This is a genomic window from Paenibacillus gorillae, assembly GCF_000513275.1.
In the GTDB taxonomy this organism is placed as follows: Bacteria; Bacillota; Bacilli; order Paenibacillales; family Paenibacillaceae; genus Pristimantibacillus; species Pristimantibacillus gorillae.
The window spans coordinates 1-4,094 of the sequence record NZ_CBVJ010000051.1; the positions used below are offsets into that span (position 1 = coordinate 1).

Below are 4,094 nucleotides of genomic sequence, written 5' to 3' on the forward strand. Positions count from 1 at the left end.
AATACCTTTTTTTATTGCTGCTTTTTCAGCAGATCATGGAAATAACGGAGTAAGAAGCCGTGGAATACTTTCGCTACAAGCGGAAGCTTCTCGCCGGAACGATGGATAATGCCAATATTACGAGTAACGATCGGATTACGGATGCGGACTTTCGCCGGCTCCAGCAGACCGGTATGATGAAGCGCCATCTCCGGCAATAGACTGACGCCCATACCGGCTGCAACGAGACCTCTAATCGTTTCGGTCTCTTCGCCTTCAAAACCGATTTTAGGCACAAAGCCCGCCTCCTGGCATGCCTCCCATACAATCGGCCGAAGGGAGTAACCTTCTCCGAACAAAACGAAGGTGTCCTCCTTCAATTGGCTTAGCTCTATCGATTCTTCCTTCGCCAATCGATGATTCGGAGGAAGAATGGCATAAAGCTCCTCCGTCAGCAGCACTTCGCCGCAAACATGTTCATGCTCATCCGGGAAGGGCGATATAAAGGCAAGATCAATCTCGCCTTTCACCATATCGCGGATAAGGGTCGGATACATCCCTTGCTTAAACCTAAATTTTACATTCGGGTGAAGCTTGCGGAATGCCGCAACAACCTGTGGAATAAGCGAGATACCAAGGCTGTGGGGAAATCCCAGCCGAATCTCCCCCTTTTCCGGGTCAAGAAATTCGTGGATTTCTACGACCGCCCTCTCCAGATCGGTCAGAATAACTTCCGCCCGCTTCAGGAAAAGCTGGCCGACCGGAGTCAACTGCAAATTACGCCCCTTCTGGAGGAACAGCTTGACGCCAAGCTCCTCCTCCAGCTGGTGAATTTGCCGGCTGACCGCTGACTGTGCCACATGCAGCTCCTCAGCCGCCTGGGTCACATGTTCTTTTTTTGCTACTTTGACAAAGTAGTAAAGCTGACGAAGTTCCATATCTTCTCCTTATCTTTCGCTCTTCCATTTTCTAGCTTCGCTAACGAATCCTCTTTCTTCGCACCATTGCCCGGTCAAAGCTGCTGTACAGCAGGAAACCGGCCAACCCGCCTCCGACATGTCCCCATAAGCTGACCTGCGGAGTAATGATTGAGTAGATCAAACCAAAGATCAGAATGGTATATACCGTCTTCCTGGAGCCCTCATCAAGCCAAGCCTTGCGGAACAGTGCAATATACAGAAACGCGCCGTAAACGCCGTAAATAGCTCCTGAGGCGCCTACCGCATGAACAGCGTTGTCTCCAAGAAGCACTGCCATCAAAGCGACGAATGCGTTGGCCAATATGCCGCAAAGCAGATAGAAAACGCCATACCTTACTTTACGTAACAAGTGCTCCAAAGGTGGCGCAAATACGAGCAGAGAAAACATATTAAACATCAAATGCATAAGCCCTGAATGCATGAACATGGAGGTCACGTACCGCCATGGCTCAATTAAGCCAAAAGGATCGATGCTCGTAATTGTGATAAAGGAACCATATCGAATTAAATGATAATCATCAGTCGTACTGCCGCTTAATGCAACGATAATAAAATACACGATATTCAGGGCAATGATACCGGCAGTTACCGGGTACATCCGCAAATAACCTCGAAAGCTTTCATAACGCATAAAGATCATGTTGTAGAATCACCTCTCAATTATTGGACAATGCAGATTCATTACGATTATAATAAATTTGGTATCGACCATTCAAAAATGAGGAGGATGTTGTTATATGTCACAAACACGTACTGGCGCTGCCACATTCAAAGGCAACCCAATTACATTAATCGGTCCGGAACTGAAAGCTGGAGACAAAGCTCCTGATTTTGTTCTGAACAAGTCACTGGTTGAAGAGGTTTCCTTGAAGGACTTCGCCGGCAAAGTAAAGCTCGTAAGCGTAGTACCATCCATCGACACTGGTGTATGCGACGCTCAAACTCGTCGATTCAACGAAGAAGCAGCTAATCTCGGCGACAATGTTGTCATTCTTACAGTCAGCGTTGACCTTCCGTTCGCACAATCCCGCTGGTGCGGCGCAGCAGGTGTTGATAAAGTGGCTCTGCTGTCCGATTACAAGCACCGCAGCTTCGGTGAAGCTTACGGCGTATATATCCAAGAGCTTGGTCTGGATCAGCGCTCCATCTTCGTCATCGATGCAAACGATACGATCACTTACGTAGAGTATCTCCCTGAAATGACGGAGCATCCTAATTACGAAGAAGCGATCAACGCAGTAAAAGCCCTCGTCTAAACGATTCCGGCAAGCGATACATAGCCTAAAACGGCTATACGCACAAACAAAGCGAGTGAAGGGAAATCCCTTCCTCGCTTTTTTAATCTATTATTTGCTGCCGCCATTAACTTTGAAAGCGGCAAGCTTCTTGTCCAGCACACGGAAAATATCAAGAATGACGCGATAATTGGAGCCCAAATCTCCCATAGAGCCGCGTGACGCAGAATAGACGTCTACAGCGGAATTAACTGGATTGACACTAATTACGGATACCGTAATATCCATCGTTCTGCCGAATGCCGTTTTTTTCTCAACGACGATCTCCCCGACCGACTGAACCTCATGCAAAACTTTATAGCCTTGCATCTTCTTCAACGTTGATACAACTTCCTCCCAAGCCTTATCCTTGGAAAGCTTGTAAAAATGCGACTTCAGCAGCGGATCTTTAGCTTTGTCGCCGGTCTGCTCATGACTCCGCAGCAACCCGATTAAGGTCCGCTTCAACAACAACAATCTCCCCTTCCAGCATCTATGTAGCACCCTATATATAAACGCCTGAATAAGCAGAAAAAACCCGCCTATGCCGTCCGACTTACATGTTTCTGAACCCGCTCTCGCAGGTGGGTCTCCGCAGAAGCGATTTTGATGTCCCCTTTCGAGGGCATATCAGCCGCGCTCCAATCTAGGAATCCCGTAAAACAGCCATTGGTTCAAAACAATGAAAAGCCGAAACGAACATCGCAGGATGTACTACTTATTATAGACGTTACGGCCCTAATTGTAAACTTTCTGAGCATGCTATTTATTGGTCGGGTTTTGCCCCTCGTCTGCAAGCTCCACAAACTCGTTTTCTTCCTCTTGCGATTGCTTCGCCTTCTCAGCCTGTTCCTGCAGCTTTTGATAGATCAGGTGAAAGTTCCAGAACGACAGATAAGCGATTATGCTGCCCATGAAGAACGGAATCAGGAAAGTGAAGCGCGTACTCATGTAAAGAACGACGCCAGCCATAATTGCCGTGGAGAACGACCGAATCGGTTTGCCAATCGTAATCAAAACGGCATTTTTAAGCAATTGAAACGTTTTCATATGATAATGGGCGAGCATAGAGAAAAAGTTGAACAGCGATACTACGAGAAGCAGCAGCAGCGCAATGAAAATATAGGACATCAAATTCAATTGCTTCTGATAGACGATAAAATCGACAATCATAATGCCGAACAGCAGCGTATAAGCAATGCCGCCAATCATACTTTGAATATAGTTTTCTTTGTAGCTGCGGAAATACGTTTTGAAGAGCGGTACATCCGTCTCGCCCATCACCCATTTTCTAGCAACAGAGAACATGGCAGCGGTTGCGGGAAATAGCGTAAACGGAGCTACGATACCCATAAATACCAATGCCGTGTACAACTGGTTCATAATTGCTTGATCATCTGCATTCGCAGGGCCCATCATCAATCCGCCCCATGCGAAAAATACAAATGGAATGGAGCAAGCAATCCATAATACGTTAATTACAGCCAGTCGCATAATCCATTCGGAAATTTTGTAAAACCCGCCCATCAAGCCTCTTGGTTCCATTCAATCTGCCTCCACGATTGTAGAATGACTTTCAAAACGCCTATTTTCTTTGATTTGTAGGCCAACATCTAAACGGCTATGACCCACCGGCATACGATATAGAGTAATCACCTATACATCGTTCATTAAAGGAGGTTGCTGCATGAGCAACGTTGGTTACGGCGGTCTTTGGACTTCGACGGGAGTCATTCTTGTACTTTTCATTCTTCTGGTCATCATCACGAGATCGGTACTGTTCTAACAGCCGACTGCCATAGTTCCTCGTTCTAAAAAAGAAAAACCAGGGAAGTCGGGATGCCCGCAAGGCATAACGGAC

6 protein-coding genes and 1 other RNA gene are annotated in these 4,094 nt (G+C 46.8%); 2 read left to right on the forward strand and 5 right to left on the reverse strand.

Going from position 1 to position 4,094, the window contains the following annotated elements; genetic code table 11:
* Window positions 1-11 precede the first annotated feature (11 nt).
* Window positions 12-917, reverse strand: coding sequence for a glutamate biosynthesis transcriptional regulator GltC (gltC, locus tag TY10_RS09770; protein WP_042162844.1), 906 nt, complete (start codon window positions 915-917; stop codon window positions 12-14).
* Between the two features lie 40 nt (window positions 918-957).
* Window positions 958-1,599 carry a rhomboid family intramembrane serine protease gene (locus tag TY10_RS09775; protein ID WP_042162846.1) on the reverse strand — a complete coding sequence of 214 codons (642 nt, stop codon included), beginning with the start codon at window positions 1,597-1,599 and terminating at the stop codon, window positions 958-960.
* Window positions 1,600-1,696: 97 nt separating this feature from the next.
* Between TY10_RS09775 and tpx the strand changes: the two genes are divergently transcribed.
* A complete protein-coding gene (tpx, locus tag TY10_RS09780) occupies window positions 1,697-2,215 on the forward strand; it encodes a thiol peroxidase (RefSeq protein WP_042162847.1) in 519 nt (172 codons plus the stop codon).
* Between the two features lie 90 nt (window positions 2,216-2,305).
* Here the strand turns inward: tpx and TY10_RS09785 are convergent, their stop codons facing one another.
* The 3 genes from TY10_RS09785 to TY10_RS09790 form a co-directional block, all read right to left on the reverse strand.
* Window positions 2,306-2,704, reverse strand: coding sequence for a DUF1499 domain-containing protein (locus tag TY10_RS09785; RefSeq protein WP_081735187.1), 399 nt, complete (start codon window positions 2,702-2,704; stop codon window positions 2,306-2,308).
* A 60-nt stretch (window positions 2,705-2,764) separates the two neighbouring features.
* Window positions 2,765-2,947, reverse strand: a non-coding RNA gene (gene ssrS, locus TY10_RS29395) — 6S RNA.
* 48 nt (window positions 2,948-2,995) lie between these two features.
* Complete coding sequence (locus TY10_RS09790) at window positions 2,996-3,778, reverse strand: YesL family protein (RefSeq protein WP_042162850.1); 783 nt, start codon at window positions 3,776-3,778, stop codon at window positions 2,996-2,998.
* A gap of 142 nt (window positions 3,779-3,920) precedes the next feature.
* Between TY10_RS09790 and TY10_RS31440 the strand changes: the two genes are divergently transcribed.
* Window positions 3,921-4,019, forward strand: a complete 99-nt coding sequence (locus TY10_RS31440; RefSeq protein ID WP_229691944.1) for a YjcZ family sporulation protein — start codon at window positions 3,921-3,923, stop codon at window positions 4,017-4,019.
* Window positions 4,020-4,094 lie beyond the last annotated feature (75 nt).

What these genes read in the sequence shown, in the direction of transcription:
- TY10_RS09790 (WP_042162850.1), bottom strand. Translation starts at nt 3,778, where the DNA reads ATGGAACCAAGAGGCTTGATGGGCGGGTTTTACAAAATTTCCGAATGG.
- gltC (WP_042162844.1), bottom strand. Translation starts at nt 917, where the DNA reads ATGGAACTTCGTCAGCTTTACTACTTTGTCAAAGTAGCAAAAAAAGAA.
- tpx (WP_042162847.1), top strand. Translation starts at nt 1,697, where the DNA reads ATGTCACAAACACGTACTGGCGCTGCCACATTCAAAGGCAACCCAATT.
- TY10_RS09775 (WP_042162846.1), bottom strand. Translation starts at nt 1,599, where the DNA reads ATGATCTTTATGCGTTATGAAAGCTTTCGAGGTTATTTGCGGATGTAC.
- TY10_RS31440 (WP_229691944.1), top strand. Translation starts at nt 3,921, where the DNA reads ATGAGCAACGTTGGTTACGGCGGTCTTTGGACTTCGACGGGAGTCATT.